This is a genomic window from Bradyrhizobium sp. BR13661, assembly GCF_029892425.1.
In the GTDB taxonomy this organism is placed as follows: Bacteria; Pseudomonadota; Alphaproteobacteria; order Rhizobiales; family Xanthobacteraceae; genus Bradyrhizobium.
This window is the reverse complement of record NZ_JARXWB010000001.1, coordinates 336,982-351,727: the sequence shown is the minus strand read 5'-3', so window position 1 is coordinate 351,727 and position 14,746 is coordinate 336,982. Positions and strand designations below refer to the sequence as shown.

Here is a 14,746-nt window from a genome sequence, read left to right as displayed (position 1 = left end):
CAACGGAGTTCGAGCATTTTGCGGATCGCCGGCGGCTTCTCGAGAAGAGGATTGTCGTAAGAACGCTGCCTGCCGATTTCGAAAGCCGCACGACGCGAGGCGACGGAGAGATCGGTCTCGACGCACCATAACGACGAGCTCAGCAACGCGGCTGAGGTTCGATACAATACCGGGACACCAGCCGATGGCCCTTGATACCATCCTTGTCTATGCAGTGCCGATGGTCGGCGTCTGGGCCGCCTATCTCGCGACGCGCCGAAAGCGCGAAGCACATAGTCTCGCCAAGTTGTCCGCGGCCAAGGAGGCCGGCATGATGGAGCCGGCTTCGCTCCATCCGGTCATCGATCCTTCGAAATGCATCGGCTGCGGATCGTGCGTGCGGGCCTGTCCGGAGGGAGACATTTTGGGGCTCATCGGCGGCAAGGCCGAGCTGGTCGAGCCGTCGCATTGCATCGGCCACGGCGCTTGCAAGGCAGCCTGCCCCGCCAATGCCATCACCCTCGTCTTCGGCACCGCGACCCGGGGAATCGATATTCCCAACGTCGACGAAAACTTCCAGACCAACGTACCCGGGATCTTCATTGCAGGCGAGCTGGGAGGAATGGGCCTGGTCCGCAACGCGATCGAGCAAGGCCGCCAGGCGATCGATTCCGTTCGCAAGCTAGTCGCTGCTTCCACCTCGGAGCCGGGCCTACTTGATCTCGTCATCGTCGGCTGCGGTCCAGCCGGCTTTTCAGCCAGCCTTGCGGCCATGCAGCACAAGATGCGTTTCGTGACGCTCGAGCAGGATACGCTCGGCGGCACGATCACACACTTCCCCCGCGGCAAGCTGGTGATGACCGCGCCGTTTACGTTGTCGCTAGCCGGAAAGTTCAACTTCACTGAATTGAGCAAGGAAGAGCTGGTCGGACTTTTCGAAAAGATCGCGGCCGAGATTGGTCTCAAGGTGAATGAGGGAGAGCGCGTCGAGACCATCGCGGCAGCGGGCAACTGCTTCGAGGTGAAGTCGGCTCGTGGCGTGTACAAGACACGTGCCGTGCTGCTGACCATCGGCCGCCGCGGAACGCCGCGCATGCTCGACGTCCCGGGCGAGGACCAGTCGAAGGTCGTCTACCGCCTCATCGATCCCGAGCAATATCGCGGACAGCGCGTCCTCGTGGTTGGCGGAGGTGACGCCGCCTTGGAGGCCGCATGCGCCGTCGCGGATCAGCCGGATACCGTGGTGACACTGTCCCACCGCAGCGGATCGTTCAACCGGGCCAAGCTGAAGAACCGCGACCGGGTTGCCGATGCGCAGGAATCGGGCCGGCTGAACGTCATGCTGAACTCGTCGATACAACGAATCGGACTAGATGACGTCGACGTCAAGCTTGGCGAAGAGACCTGCACGCTCGAGAACGACGCGGTCATCGGCTGCGTTGGCGGCATCCTGCCCACCCCGTTTCTCGAAAGCATCGGCATCAAGGTCGAGACAAAATATGGCACAGCCTAGAAGCGTCCTCTCCGCCGGCCTGCTGACCATTCTGCTGGTGCTCTGTTCAGCCTCTCGCCCAGCGTCCGCCCAGCAAGACGCAAACCGCGATCGCGGCGTTCAGCCCGCCAACGGCGCCATTCGCATGGGACACTACCATGAGGCGCTCAAGCTGCTCGAGCAATCAGCACTCGCGGGCAATGCCGAGGCTCAATATCGCCTGGCCTCACTTTACCGCTCCGGCCTGGGGACCAAGCCGGATCCGGCGCTTGCGTTCAAATGGATGAAGCTGAGCGCCGAAAAGGGGCACGCCAAGGGCCAGTACAATCTGGCACTGATGTATCTCGCAGCGCGAGGCGTGCCGTATGACGGCGTCCAGGGGCAGGAATGGCTGCGCAAGGCGGCAGCCGCCGGCTATCGGCCTGCGGCGAGACAGCTCGCCGACATCACGGCGCACCCACCTTCTCCACCACGCGGGCCAACCGCGCCGGCCCAGATCTCAACTGGCCGGACCGCGACCAATGCAGCCCTGAACACCGCACCCGAGGCAGCTTCACGCAATGGCCAATCGGGGCTGATCGACGCGGCGACGCGCGGGCAGGTCACCGCCGCTCGCCAGCTGATCGAGGCGGGAGCCGACGTGAACGCCGCAAATGATAACGGCGACAGCCCGCTCACAATCGCCGCGGCCGCCGGCCGAACCGAGCTGGCCGAGCTGATCCTGGCGGCCGGTGCAGATTCGAATGGCCGCAACCGCGCCGGCGAGACTGCGTTGATCCTCGCCGCACAAGGCGGGCACGCGCCGATCGTCAAGGCGCTGCTTGCAAAGGGCGCGGATGTTTCTGTCCGCGCTGCGACCGGACTAACCGCCATGGCTGCCGCGGTCGGCAGTTGCAACAGCGAAACAATCGCGGAGCTTCTTCGATCGGACACGCCGCCCTCATCGAGCGACGATCGAACCGCCCTGATGGTTGCGACGACCTCCTGCCCGCAGTCCGTGATCGAGCTGCTCGTTGCGGATCGTTCATCGATCGAAGCGACCGACAAGCACGGACGAACGGCGCTCTGGTACGCGGTGGATCGCGCCAACGTCGCTGCGGCCGAGGTGCTCCTGCGCGCGGGCGCCAGCGCACGCCATGCGGACGCCGATAGCGCAACCCCTTTCCTGCGGGCGCTGGAACATCACGACGCGCCGCTTTGCGCTATCCTGCTCGACCATGACGCCGATCCGAAACGAACGACCGCAAACGGCAACTCACCCCTACTCCTGGCGGCCCAGGCCGGCATGATCGATGTCGTGCGCAGATTGCTGGATCGCGGCGCCGACCCCAATGTGCGCAACAGTCAGGGTTTGAGCCCGTTGATGATGGTCGCGCACGAGGGACGACCCGAGATTGCCAAGCTCCTCATCGAAGCCGGGGCGGACAAGGGGCTCAAGAACAAGAAGCGAAGGACTGCTGCGGATATCGCGGAGATGTCCGGTCATCCGGAAATCAAAAAACTGCTCGATTGATTCGCGTGGTGTGCGCTGCGATCTGCACCTATCTCGCCAACTGCCTCTGTGAAAAACACATGGCCACGCCACCGGCCACCGAACTCAGCGTACCGCGCCGGCACGCTTCTCGCGCAGCTGAGAATGCATCGCAGTTCTGCGGCCGGAAAATTGGTACATTGCTGCAGCTACATACGCTCCCACAAGGCGCTCGGGTCCGATTTTACCGCTACCCTTGGCCGCCTTGCGCCTCCCTTCTTGCGAAACGATCGCAGCCATCTCTTCCTGAACGCAAGCTGAAATGCCTTCGGCATCATGACGAAATGTCGAACTATTAATGCCTCAATTCGCATCTTCAGTCATAGGTGGGTGGCGTAGCAATCAACGTCGATTGCTGCTGCAGATCATTGTTTGGGGGACAAAGGAATGGCAGCAGAGGCTGGAAGCTTCGCGCTAATTCTCGCGCTGTTCGTTGCACTGTCGCAGTCATTCGTACCATTCGTGGCGCTGCGACGCCGCGAGTCTGCGATTACGTCCTTCGTGCGCCACGCCGCTGTTGCCCAATTTCTCTTCATTGCGACCGCGTTCGCCTGCCTGACCTACGCATTCGTAACCTCCGATTTCTCGGTCCAGGTGGTCGCTGCGAACTCTCATACGTTGAAGCCGCTGCTCTACAAAGTCTCAGGCGTGTGGGGCAATCACGAGGGATCCATGCTGCTGTGGGTCCTTATTCTTGCGGTGTTCGGCGCTGCCGTCGCCTTGTTCGGCGACAATCTGCCTGATCGACTGCTGACCAACGTGCTCGCGGTCCACGGCATGATCGGTCTGGGCTTTCTGGTCTTTATTGTCGCGACGTCAAATCCGTTCACGCGGCTCGCCGATCCGCCGGCGGATGGCAACGGCCTCAACCCGATCCTTCAGGATCCGGGGCTCGCAATCCATCCTCCATTTCTTTACCTCGGCTATGTCGGCTTCTCGATGGCCTTCTCTTTCTCGGTCGCCGCACTGATCGACGGTAAGGTCGATGCGGCCTGGGCCCGTTGGGTGCGGCCCTGGGTGCTCGCCGCCTGGTGCTTCCTGACCATCGGTATCACGCTCGGCAGCGCCTGGGCCTACTACACGCTCGGATGGGGCGGCTGGTGGTTCTGGGATCCGGTCGAGAATGCCTCGTTCATGCCCTGGCTCGCCGGCACGGCCTTGCTGCATTCGGCACTCGTGGTGGAGCGACGCAACGCGCTGATCAGCTGGACCATCCTGCTTGGCATCCTGACCTTTTCTCTCAGCCTGATCGGTACGTTCCTCGTGCGCTCGGGGGTTCTGACCAGCGTGCATTCGTTCGCCCAGGATCCCGCCCGCGGTGCGTTCATTCTGGCCTTGATCCTGATTGCGACCGGCGGCGCGTTGACGCTGTTCGCGATCCGCTCGCCGCTCCTCAAGCAGGGCGGCGCCTTTGCGCCGGTAAGCCGCGAGAGCGGCCTGACGCTCAACAACCTCTTGCTCACCACCGCAGCCGCCACCGTGTTCCTCGGCACGTTCTATCCGCTGGTGGTCGACACGCTCGGCAACGACAAGATCTCGGTCGGACCGCCCTACTACAACAGGACGTTCGTGCCGATCATGGCCCCGCTGCTCATCGTCATGGCGATCGGTCCCGTGCTGAAATGGAAGCGCGATGGTTTCCGCGCAGCGCTCGGTCGATTGAGACTTGCAGCGCTGGCGGGCCTGCTTGTCGCCGCAACCGTCCTGACGCTGAGCTTCGGCCACGCCTGGCTCGCAGCCTTCTTCATGGCGATCGCCGGCTGGCTCGTCGTCGGCTCTCTGGCGGTGCTGATCCATCGAATCCGCCTGGGATCCGCACCGCTGGCAACCTCACTCGGACTCGCGCGCACGACGCCGCTCGCGGTCTACGGCCTGGTGCTTGCGCACGCCGGCATGGGGGTTGCCGTTGCCGGCATCACAGGCATGTCGTCATGGGCGACCGAACGGATCGAGATGCTGCGCCCCGGACAGAGCCTACACCTCTCCGGCTATGAGGTGCGGCTGCGCTCCGTCGGTCCTGTCCCCGGACCCAACTACGAAGCGGAACGAGGCACATTCGAGATCGCGCGCAAGGGGCGTCCTTTCACCCAGCTTTATAGCGAGCGCCGCTTCTATCCGGTACGCCAGCAGCAGACCACGGCGGCTGGAATCCGCACCAACCTGGTTTCCAACCTGTACGTCACGCTGGGAGATCCCGACGGCAAGGGAGCGTGGGCGGTGCGCTTCTACTATCACCCGTTCATGCCGCTGGTCTGGATCGGCGCGCTGATCATGGCGCTGGGCGGATTTGTGTCGTTGGCGGATCGAAGGCTTCGGGTCGGCGCGCCACAGCGCTCCGTACCGGCGCTCGCCGTCGTTCCCGCGCAATAGGAGACCAAGATGCCGCCTCTCTCCCGCACGGCTCCGCTTGCGGTCTTCGTGCTCCTGGTCGCGGGCTTCGCCTACAGCCTGACCAACGATCCCCGCAGGCTGCCCTCGACACTGATCGACAAGCCCGTTCCCAGCTTCAATCTCGCGGCACTCGATGGCGGCAACGCCGGACTGTCCGACCAGGATCTGAAAGGCGGCATCACGCTGCTGAACGTCTTCGCGTCATGGTGTCCTGGATGCCGATACGAGCATCCCACGCTCATCGAGCTTGCCGAACGGTCCGACATCCGGATCGTCGGGTTGAACTGGAAGGACCGCCAGCGCGATGCTGCGCGTTGGCTGCAGAGCAACAAGAGCCCGTATGCCCGCGTGGGCCTCGATGAATCCGGGCGCGTCGGAATCGATCTCGGCGTGACCGGCGTTCCCGAAACCTTCGTCATCGACCGCGGCGGTCGCATCCGCTTCCGCTATCCCGGACCGCTCACGGAGGACGTCTGGCACAGCGAATTCGAACCCCTGCTGAACACGCTGCGGAGCGGCTCATGACTTTGTCCCCTCGTATTGCCCTGTTGAGCGGAGGCATCTTGGTGCTCGTGCTGATGTCGCTCTCTGCTCCCTGCCGAGCGGTGACGCCCGACGAGATGCTGCAAGACCCAACGCTCGAGGCGCGGGCGCGCGTGCTGAGCCAGGAGTTGCGCTGTGTGGTTTGCCAAAACCAAAGCATCGACGACTCCAATGCCCCGCTGGCGCATGATCTCCGGGTCCTGCTGCGCGACCGGTTGGCGGCCGGCGACAGTGACCGGCAGGCGATCGACTTCCTGGTCGCGCGCTACGGCAACTTCGTGCTGCTGAAGCCGCCGATGCAGTTGAATACGGCGCTGCTTTGGATCGGACCGCTGCTAGTCCTCGTCCTCGCTGCCCTGGGCTTCGGACGATATGTCAGGAATGCGGCGGGCGAGATCAAGACGAACGAGGTCGCCACGCTGCTGACGGATGACGAACGCGAACGGATTGAAGCCATTCTCGGTGAACGGAGTGCTGGATGACCCTTTGGCTGGTATTGACGGCGATGATTTCTGCGGCCGCCGTACTGCTGTCGGCTCCCTTCATCCGCAGCCGTGAGCGGACGCGACTGCAAGCAACTTCCAATCTCGCGGTTTATCGCGATCAGTTGAAGGAGGTCGAGATTGAGCTCGCCCAGGGGCTGATCGACAAGACCCAGGCAGAGAGTGCCGATACCGAGATAAGGCGACGAATTCTCGTTGCCAGCGGCGTCGAGACGCCGACTGCAGAAGTCCTCAGTCGTCCCGAGCGCAACTTCGCCGTGACGTCCGTGTCCGCGATCGTGATCTTCGGATCCATTCTGCTCTACGCTATCGTTGGCAGTCCCGAGCTGCCGCCGGCTGGTCCTTCCCAGACCGCACCCGATCAGGGGCCGGTCGCCGCGGCGTCGAGCGCGGCGGCCGCCAATTCTGCCTCGCCCACGGCGAAGTCACCGAAGATCACAACGGCCAATCAGCCGACCACCACGACCGGAGGACAAGTCCAGACCAATCTGCCGCCGGTCGAGGAGATGATCGAACGGCTGCAAGCGAGACTGCAACGCAATGCAGCCGATCCTGAGGGCTGGCGCATGCTCGGCTGGTCCTATTTCAGCGTTGAGCGTTTCGCCGATGCCGCCAACGCCTATGCAAAGGCCATCGAGCTGCGCCCCGCCTCCGCCGACTATCGGAGCGCGCGCGGCGAGGCTCTCGTGCGCGCTGCCGACGGAATCGTAACGACGGAGGCCAAGGCCGACTTCGAGCAAGCGTTGCTCATCGACGCGAAGGATGCACGCGCTCGTTTCTTTGTCGGCTTGGCGAAGGAGCAGGCAGGAGACAAGCAGGCTGCGCTGGCCGACTGGAATGACCTGCTTGCAGCTGCAGATCCCTCCGAACCATGGCTCACCGAACTCCGGCAGCGCGTGACAGATCTCCGTAAGGAGCTCGGCGACGCCTCCGCCCCGGCATTCCGCTCAACGCCGGACCTTTCGGTAGCGGCCTTGCAGGACTTCCTCCAATCCGAGAAAGCCAGGCAGGCGCCCTCCGCGCCGCGCGGACCGAGTGCCGACGACGTCCGCAAAGCCGAAGGCATGACGCCGCAGGACCGCACGGCGATGATCCGGAGCATGGTCGACGGTCTCGCCAGCCGCCTTGACCAATCACCGGACGATGCCGAAGGCTGGATCAAGCTGATCCGCTCGCGCATGGTCCTCGGTGAGGCCAAGCAGGCGAAGGAAACGCTGCAGCGCGCGCTCACTCAGTTCAGCAAGGATCGGCCGGAATACCAGCGTATCGTCGATGCGGCGGGGCAACTTGGCATCGCGCCCTGATCCCTCACGAGAGTACTGCGGTCAACAACAAGAAGTAGCCATCAAGCGGTGACATCATTCGTATCCTTGTCATAGAAGATGAGGCGACGCTCGCCCAGCGGATCAGAGCCAACCTGACCGCGGCGGGATTTGTCGCGGACCTCGCAAGCGACGGCAACAAGGGCTGGCTGCTTGGCGATACGCAGACCTACGACGCTGCGGTGCTTGATCTCGGTTTGCCGGCGATTTCCGGGCTCGACGTGCTTCGGCGGTGGCGGGACGCTGGTCGGAATTTGCCGGTTCTGATCCTCACGGGCCGAAGCGGATGGGTCGAACGTGTCAATGGTCTCAACGCAGGGGCAGACGACTACCTCGAGAAGCCCTTTCAGCCCCAGGAGCTCATCGCCCGCATTCGATCCCTGCTGCGTCGCTCCACCGGCAAGCCGGATCCCACTATCCGCTACGCCGATATCGAGCTGAACGCCGCGCTCGGTCGCGTGATGAAGGGCGGCCGCACCGTCGAGCTTACGGCGCTCGAGATGCGTATCCTGGAATATCTCATGCACCGCATCGAACGGATCGTCTCGCAAAACGAGCTGCTCGATCATGTCTATTCCGTCAACGATTTTCGCGATTCGAACAATGTTGAAGTCTATATCGCGCGGCTGCGCAAGAAGCTTGGACGCGATGCCATTCGCACCATCAGGGGGATGGGGTACCGCATGGGGTAGGAAGATGCTCCGGCAGAATTTTCGCGCGAGGCTGATCATAGGTGCCGCGCTTTGGATCAGCGTCGGGCTGTGTGCGAGCGGCCTCGTCGTCTACGAGATCCTGCGGGGCGTCGTGGTCTCGCAATTCGAGCACGACCTGACGGACCACGCGGCAGAGCTCGCCGCCCTACTGGATGTCGAGCCCGGATCTCGCCCCTTGCTCCGTCATCCGCTCAGCGACGCCCGATTCCAGCCGCCGCGATCGGGACTCTATTGGCAAGTCCAGCTGGAGAACGATGCGACGCTCCGCTCGCCGTCACTGGAGGACGCACTGTTCTTGCCGGTCGGAGCCGAGGACACGATCGACCAGAGCTCGAAAGTGGACGGGCCGACCGGCCCGATGCGGCTGATCCGCAGGATCCTGCATCCATCCCGTTTCGCACGGCCGATCGAGATCAGAATGGGAGCCGACGAGAGGCTCATCGACGAAGAGATGTCACGAGTCCAACTTCCGCTTGTATTCTCTCTTGCAACGCTGGCCCTCGGCCTGATTGGAGCCGCGTACGCTCAGGTAGCATTCGGACTGCAGCCGTTGACGCATATTCGTCGCGAAATAGGTGCCATACGATGCGGGAAGTCGAAGCAGCTGTCCACGGATCTGCCAAGGGAAGTGCTGCCCCTGGTATTCGAGCTGAATGGGATGATCGCCGCAAATCTCAACATGGTCGAACGCGCCCGCACCCTTGCAGGCAACTTCGCTCATGCACTCAAGACACCGCTCGCGATCCTCGCCGGGGAGGCGAGAACTCTCGAGCATCAGGACCGCAGCGAGACCGCGCGCGTGTTGCTGGAACAATGTTCGAGAATCACGCTTTTGATCGACTATCAGACGGCACGCGCCCGAGCCTCGGCCCTCACCAATGCCGGGGCGATCTCGCGACCGGCCGAGATCACGCGACAGATCATCGATGCACACAGGCGCCTCTACAGTGGCGATCAAAAGTCGTTCGAGTTCGAGGCCGCAAGTGACGTGGCCGTTGCATGCGATCCACACGATCTGACGGAGATGATCGGGAATATCATCGACAATGCCGCCAAATGGGCAAAAGGCCGTATCGTGGTGACGATGAACGACTTCGCAAATTGCGTTGAGCTGATCGTGGAAGATGACGGCCCCGGAATTCCAGCCGAACGCAGAACCAGCGTCTTCGGCGTGGGCGTGAGACTTGACGAAACAATGCCTGGCACGGGGCTAGGGCTGGCGATTGCTCGCGATCTTGCGACGCTCTATGGCGCTCAGATTCGAATTGAATGCTCACGGTTCAGCGGCGCTGCCGTCCATCTGGTCCTGAACAAGCCGACGTCCGTCGACTGATGCGGAAGCGCGGATCGCGACGGCACGCAGCGCCCGAATCTTGGCCTGGGATCTTCTCCGAGCGCGCACAGGTTCGTCATCTCGTCGGTCATCGATGGTTCCTCGGTTGCTTTGGCGTTTCGCAACCCGATCCTACCGGAGAACCGTCGGTGACCACCGCAAAGCCGCCCGCCCACCAAGGCGCTGTCTGAGACGCGCGTCCGGGCGGCTTTGCTCTACCGAGCTACACCATCACCGGGGACACGACCGGCAAACAAACAGCCCATCGCGTAAGGATTTGAAATACCTACAGTTCGTATTCGAGTCCTTCAGCACAAAGGTTGAGATCCGTGGGACGGAGCGTAGTACGAAATTGAGGTTGCTGCGAGAAGAGAGCGAAAAGCCCAGGTTTTTCTTGGTAGCGGGGGAGGGACTCGAACCCCCGACCCCAGGATTATGATTCCCGTGCTCTAACCAGCTGAGCTACCCCGCCACAGGGTCGCGGATGCCTGTTACGGCCGATCTCGCGAACGCGCGGCATATAATGAGGGGGGCGGCGGGAAGTCAATCCGAAAAGCTTCCGCCTTCGCAAAGGCTCTGGCCGGACAAGTCCGCGGGAAAATTGGCCTTTTCAGGCATCGGATTCGGAGAGGCCCCCTCACCCGAAATTCGCGCGGATTTCGGCCTCGCCCCGGCGAGGGAGAGGCGAAGGAAGAGCGCGGCGAATTTCCTTATTTCGGCTTCACATTGGGGTCGCCGCCGGGGCTGCCGGGGGGCGGGATAACGGGCATCCTGCCGTCGGTGCTCGGCGCGGGGGCATGCATGTCGGGGTCGACGCCAGCGGGCGGGCAGAGCACGCCGTCGGATTTTGCCAGCTTGTCGCCGAGCGGTTCCCTCGATTGCCCGGTGGTGGTGCCGTCGGGCGCGGTGGCGCGGTTCGGGCGATCCTGCGGCGTGCAGTCGGCGGTGCGTTGCGGAGATGGCGGCGCGGTTGCTTGCGGCGGCGTCGCAGGCAGCGGCGGGGCCTGCGCGATCGCAGCGCCAGAGGCTGCGATCACGAGGCCCGCAAGGATGATGTTTGATGTCGTGCGCATAGAGTCAAAACGCACGAGCGATGGCGGTGTTCCGCCTGCGAAGATTACGATTTGTGGTAGCGGATCAGCGAGAAATGGCCCATCGGCGGCATAGGGCGGCGCTCGGCCAGCGTAACGCCGCCGTGCCTGGCGGCCCAGTTGACGAGGCGGGCCCACGGGAATTCCGGGCGCCAGCCGAGGCGGCGCGCGAGCGGCGCGAACGCGAGCTCGGAGAGTTTGCGCAGGCCCTTTTCGGCGCCGATGTGGTTGACGAGGATCAGCTCGCCGCCGGGCTTGAGCACGCGCACGAACTCGTCGAGCGTGCCTTCGGGATCGGGCACCGCTGTGATGACATATTGCGCGACCACGGCATCGAAGGAATTGTCGGGGAACGCGAGATTCTTCGCGTCCATCACCGAGAGCACTTCGACATTGGAGAGGCGCTGGGCCCGCACGCGTTGTTGCGCCTTGCGCAACATCGGCTCGGAAATGTCGACGCCGCAGATCTTCGTGGTGCGCGAATAATCCGACAGCGACAGGCCGGTGCCGACGCCGACGTCGAGGATGCGGCCGCCGATGCGGTCGGCCTCGGCGATGGTTGACTGCCGTCCGGCATCGAACACCTTGCCGAACACGAGATCATAGACCGGCGCCCAACGGCCATAGGCCTTCTCGACCCCGGCCCGCGAGATGTCTGCTGCCATGCCCCCTGCCCCGGAAATCATTCAGCCGCGCACGGCTTCAGCGAGCGGCCTCGCTGTGTTGCTCGCGACCTTCGCGGCGGCGCTCTGGATGAAGCCGCCGCCGAGCACGCGCGCCTGCCCGCTCGCTGCGTCGTAGAACACGCAGGCCTGGCCGGGCGAGACGCCCTCTTCGCCGGCGACGAGCTCGACTTCGTAATGACCGTCTGCGCCGCGCAGCCAGGCCGGCTGGGGGCTGCGCGTCGAGCGGACGCGGACGAACAGTTCGAGGCCGCCTCCGATGGCGCGGTCGATGTCGCCGCCGCCGATCCAGTTGACGTCGCGCAAGGTGATGCGATGCATCTTCAGCGCTTCGCGCGGGCCGACGACGACGCGGCGATTGGCGGCATCAAGACGCACCACGTAAAGCGGCGCGGCGGCCGCAATGCCGAGGCCGCGACGCTGGCCGATGGTGAAATTGGCAATGCCATGATGCTGGCCGAGCACGCGGCCGTCGAGATCGACGATGTCGCCGGGATCCATCGCGTTCGGGCGCAGGCGCGTGATGATGTCGGTATAGCGGCCCGTCGGCACGAAGCAGATGTCCTGGCTATCGTGCTTGTCGGCAACGGAGAGACCGAAGCGGCGCGCGAGCTCGCGCGTCTCGGGCTTGGTCATGTCGCCGAGCGGGAAGCGCAGGAAATCGAGCTGCTCCTGCGTGGTCGCGAACAGGAAGTAGCTCTGGTCGCGATCGCTGTCGGCGGCGCAGACCAGCGCGCGCGAGCCGTCGTCGCGGCGGCGCGAGGCGACGTAATGGCCGGTGGCGAGCGCCTGGGCGCCGAGCTCGCGCGCGGTCTTCAGGAGGTCGCGGAACTTGACGGAGCGGTTGCACTCGATGCAGGGCACCGGCGTTTCGCCGAGCGCGTAACTATCGGCGAAGTTGTCGATGACGGACTCGCGAAAACGGTCTTCGTAATCGAGCACGTAATGGGGAATGCCGAGCTTGGCCGCGACGTCGCGGGCGTCGTGGATGTCCTGCCCGGCGCAGCAGGCGCCCTTGCGATGGGTCGCCGCGCCATGATCGTAGAGCTGCAGCGTGATGCCGACGACGTCGTAGCCCTCGGCCTTCAACAGCGCAGCCGTCGTCGAGGAGTCGACGCCGCCCGACATGGCAACGACGACCCTGGTATCCTCAGGACGGCCTTCGATATCCAGACTGTTGAGCATGGGTTTTACGAGTTGACGGCGGCGTTCGGCGATCCGCGATTTCTGTGCCTTTGACCGGGACGGTGATCGTCCCCGGGAACTTCGGTTCCCCCGGAGGCTGGCTTGCCCGGTCGAAAGCGGCTGAGAGCACCCTTTAATATAGGCGGCATTCCGGTGAAGCAATCATGCCCGCCGCTGGGTTAGGGCAATTCTTGCCGGGGCGGCAGAAATGACGGGGCTGGCGGGAGCTCGGAAGGGGCCGCACCGATTTATCAAGACATTGATTTTGCTAAATAAAATGTCGAAATAAGGGATTGGCCCGCTCCTTGCTGACCTTCTGGTCCGAAGATGCTTTCAAGGGGTTTGCCTGTGGTCGGTGTCACGTCAGACGTAGCGGCAAGCGCACAAGTCTCCAGCGCGCAGCAAAAGCCTGCCCGGTCGCAGAGCACCAAGGACACCACGCCGAGCAACTCCTTCGGCGCGCTGGTCGACAGCAACACCCAGGCCATCAGCAACAGCGCCCCGTCCTCGAGCCAGGACAGCGCGCCGCGCCGGAGCGAGTCCCCGTCCTCCTCGTCATCGGACCGGAGCAACAACTCCTCGACCGATCAATCCGCCCAGAACAACGCGAGCGGCGCCTCGGATTCCACAACCGCGACCAGCGACACGACGACCGCGCCGGCCAAAACCGATGGCAAGACCGATGGCAAGACGGACGGCAAGACCAAGGACAAGGCTGACGCCTCCACCGCCAAGGCGGGCGACAAGTCCGGCAGCACCAAGGACGCCAAGACCGGCAGCACCGACGGCCTTGCCGCCGCGGTAGATGCTTCGGCCGCTGCGCAAACTGCGACGCCGGCCACCACGCCCGATCCGACCGCCGTTCCCGTTGTCGCACCCGTCGTACCTGTCGATCCGAATGCAGCCGCGAGCCAGGCCGCCAGCACGGCCTCTTCGCCGCTGACGATTGCAGCAGCCGGCATCGCCGCCAGCGCCACGACCACGGCGCAGATATCAGGCACCAAGGCGGACGCCTCTGGCAAGACCGCCAAGACCGGCGACGCCAAAACCACCGATGCGAAGACCGCAACGACCGATGCGGCTGGCACGACCGCCGACGCCACCGCAACCGGTGCCGCGGCCGACGCCGCGCAGCTGACGGCCGCCGGCCAGGGCACGCCCAAAACCTCGTTCAAGGCCGCTGTCACGGCGCAAGGCCAGACCGACGTCTCCAATATCGGCCAGGATCCGGCCAAGACCGCGCAAGTCGCGACACCAGCGCAAAGTCCCGCAACCGCAACGACCGCTGCGGGCGCCACCGCGCATCCACAAGCCGCAAAGCCGCAGGCTGATGCTGTTACGGCCGATGCGAAGGCCACCGACAGCAAGGCCGATGCGGCGGCGGCCGCACCGGCCACGCATGCGCATGCCGATACGCAAGCGGTCAGCACGGCGACCACCGACGCCAGCACGCAGGCCGCCAACGCCGTGCAGGCGCCGCTGACCACCACGACGTCGGCGGCCACCGCCTCCACCGCGACGCTGACCGCAACCGCGGCGAATGCGACGGCGGTGCCGATCAGCGGCATCCCGGTCGAGATCGCGGCCGCCGCGCGCGCCGGCAAGACCCGCTTCGACATCAGCCTCGACCCGGTCGATCTCGGCCGCATCGACGTCCGCATCAATGTCGACCGCAACGGCCAGGTCACCTCGCATCTCACCGTCGAGAAGCCGGAGACGCTGCAGATGCTGCGTCAGGACGCACCGCAATTGCAGCGCGCGCTCGACGATGCCGGCCTCAAGACCGGCAGCAACGGGCTCTCCTTCAGCCTGCGCGACCAGAATTCGTCGGGGCAGAACTCCGGCCAGAACAACGACAATGGCAGCAATTCCCGCCGCCTGATCATCAGCGAGGATGACCAGGCCGCGAGCGCGCCGGTCAGAAGCAGCTATGGCCGCGTGCTCGGATCGAGCAGCGGCGTCGATATCAGAGTGTGAGGA

At 64.1% G+C, this 14,746-nt stretch carries 12 protein-coding genes and 1 tRNA gene; 9 read left to right on the top strand and 4 right to left on the bottom strand.

Features of this window, described 5'->3' with window-relative positions; genetic code table 11:
- Positions 1-184 precede the first annotated feature (184 nt).
- The 8 genes from M2427_RS01670 to M2427_RS01635 all read left to right on the top strand — a co-directional run bounded on the left by M2427_RS01670 (position 185) and on the right by M2427_RS01635 (position 9,807).
- A complete protein-coding gene (locus M2427_RS01670) occupies positions 185-1,492 on the top strand; it encodes an NAD(P)-binding domain-containing protein (RefSeq protein WP_280704332.1) in 1,308 nt (435 codons plus the stop codon).
- Positions 1,479-2,984, top strand: a complete 1,506-nt coding sequence (locus M2427_RS01665) for an ankyrin repeat domain-containing protein (protein WP_280704331.1) — start codon at positions 1,479-1,481, stop codon at positions 2,982-2,984. Before M2427_RS01670 ends, M2427_RS01665 begins: the two co-directional genes overlap by 14 nt.
- A gap of 405 nt (positions 2,985-3,389) precedes the next feature.
- Positions 3,390-5,372, top strand: coding sequence for a heme lyase CcmF/NrfE family subunit (locus tag M2427_RS01660; protein WP_280704330.1), 1,983 nt, complete (start codon positions 3,390-3,392; stop codon positions 5,370-5,372).
- A gap of 9 nt (positions 5,373-5,381) precedes the next feature.
- A complete protein-coding gene (locus tag M2427_RS01655) occupies positions 5,382-5,918 on the top strand; it encodes a DsbE family thiol:disulfide interchange protein (protein ID WP_280704329.1) in 537 nt (178 codons plus the stop codon).
- Positions 5,915-6,418 carry a cytochrome c-type biogenesis protein CcmH gene (locus M2427_RS01650; protein ID WP_280704328.1) on the top strand — a complete coding sequence of 168 codons (504 nt, stop codon included), beginning with the start codon at positions 5,915-5,917 and terminating at the stop codon, positions 6,416-6,418. Before M2427_RS01655 ends, M2427_RS01650 begins: the two co-directional genes overlap by 4 nt.
- Positions 6,415-7,743 carry a c-type cytochrome biogenesis protein CcmI gene (gene ccmI / locus M2427_RS01645; protein WP_280704327.1) on the top strand — a complete coding sequence of 443 codons (1,329 nt, stop codon included), beginning with the start codon at positions 6,415-6,417 and terminating at the stop codon, positions 7,741-7,743. The genes M2427_RS01650 and ccmI overlap by 4 nt, the downstream gene beginning before the upstream one ends.
- A gap of 53 nt (positions 7,744-7,796) precedes the next feature.
- Positions 7,797-8,453 (top strand): response regulator transcription factor, encoded by a 657-nt coding sequence (locus tag M2427_RS01640; RefSeq protein WP_348521906.1) that lies wholly within the window; start codon positions 7,797-7,799, stop codon positions 8,451-8,453.
- Between the two features lie 4 nt (positions 8,454-8,457).
- Positions 8,458-9,807 (top strand): HAMP domain-containing sensor histidine kinase, encoded by a 1,350-nt coding sequence (locus M2427_RS01635; RefSeq protein ID WP_280704325.1) that lies wholly within the window; start codon positions 8,458-8,460, stop codon positions 9,805-9,807.
- Between the two features lie 395 nt (positions 9,808-10,202).
- On the opposite strand, the gene M2427_RS01630 is transcribed toward M2427_RS01635, so the two are convergent.
- From M2427_RS01630 to mnmA, 4 genes are all read right to left on the bottom strand, one after another.
- A tRNA-Met gene (locus M2427_RS01630) sits at positions 10,203-10,279 on the bottom strand.
- Between the two features lie 238 nt (positions 10,280-10,517).
- Positions 10,518-10,880, bottom strand: a complete 363-nt coding sequence (locus M2427_RS01625) for a hypothetical protein (protein WP_280704324.1) — start codon at positions 10,878-10,880, stop codon at positions 10,518-10,520.
- A 44-nt stretch (positions 10,881-10,924) separates the two neighbouring features.
- Positions 10,925-11,563 carry a class I SAM-dependent methyltransferase gene (locus tag M2427_RS01620; protein ID WP_280704323.1) on the bottom strand — a complete coding sequence of 213 codons (639 nt, stop codon included), beginning with the start codon at positions 11,561-11,563 and terminating at the stop codon, positions 10,925-10,927.
- Between the two features lie 21 nt (positions 11,564-11,584).
- Positions 11,585-12,766: a tRNA 2-thiouridine(34) synthase MnmA gene (gene mnmA / locus M2427_RS01615; RefSeq protein ID WP_280704322.1), complete on the bottom strand. Its 1,182-nt coding sequence runs from the start codon at positions 12,764-12,766 to the stop codon at positions 11,585-11,587.
- 348 nt (positions 12,767-13,114) lie between these two features.
- Here mnmA and M2427_RS01610 point away from each other — a divergent pair, with 348 nt between their 5' ends.
- Positions 13,115-14,743 (top strand): flagellar hook-length control protein FliK, encoded by a 1,629-nt coding sequence (locus M2427_RS01610; RefSeq protein ID WP_280704320.1) that lies wholly within the window; start codon positions 13,115-13,117, stop codon positions 14,741-14,743.
- The last annotated feature ends 3 nt before the right edge of the window (positions 14,744-14,746 follow it).